Annotated in this window: 1 pseudogene; it reads right to left on the reverse strand. The window is 48.3% G+C overall.

Annotated features, from left to right (window positions below):
* Positions 1 to 27 precede the first annotated feature (27 nt).
* Positions 28 to 511, reverse strand: a pseudogene (locus R7E78_RS30760) (beta-ketoacyl-ACP synthase I); the annotation flags it as partial.

Raw genomic sequence — 511 nt, forward strand, 5'->3', positions numbered from 1 at the left:
AACAAATTCAGTTAGCTTTGGTGTTGATTACGCTTGGTATTTTTTGATAACCAATGTTGCGTTGGTACCACCGAAGCCAAAGCTGTTTGACATGACTGTCGTTAGCTCTGCGTCGCGAGCTTCTGTCACGATATCCAGACCTTTTGCCGCTTCATCCAAGTTTTCAATATTGATGCTTGGCGCGATGAAGTTGTTGTCTAGCATTAGAGTCGAGTAAATCGCTTCGTGAACACCAGCCGCACCTAGAGCATGACCTGTCATCGCTTTTGTTGCAGAGATTGCTGGGCTGTTGTCGCCAAATAACTCTTGGATTGCGCCTAGCTCTTTCACGTCGCCAACTGGAGTAGACGTACCGTGAGTGTTAACGTAATCAATGCTGTCAACGTCTTGCATTGCCATCTTCATACAACGCACTGCGCCTTCACCTGAAGGTGCTACCATGTCGTAGCCATCAGAAGTCGCACCGTAGCCTACGATTTCGCCGTAGATTTTCGCGCCACGTGCTAGAGCG

The sequence above is a fragment of the Vibrio sp. YT-19(2023) genome (assembly GCF_033337395.1).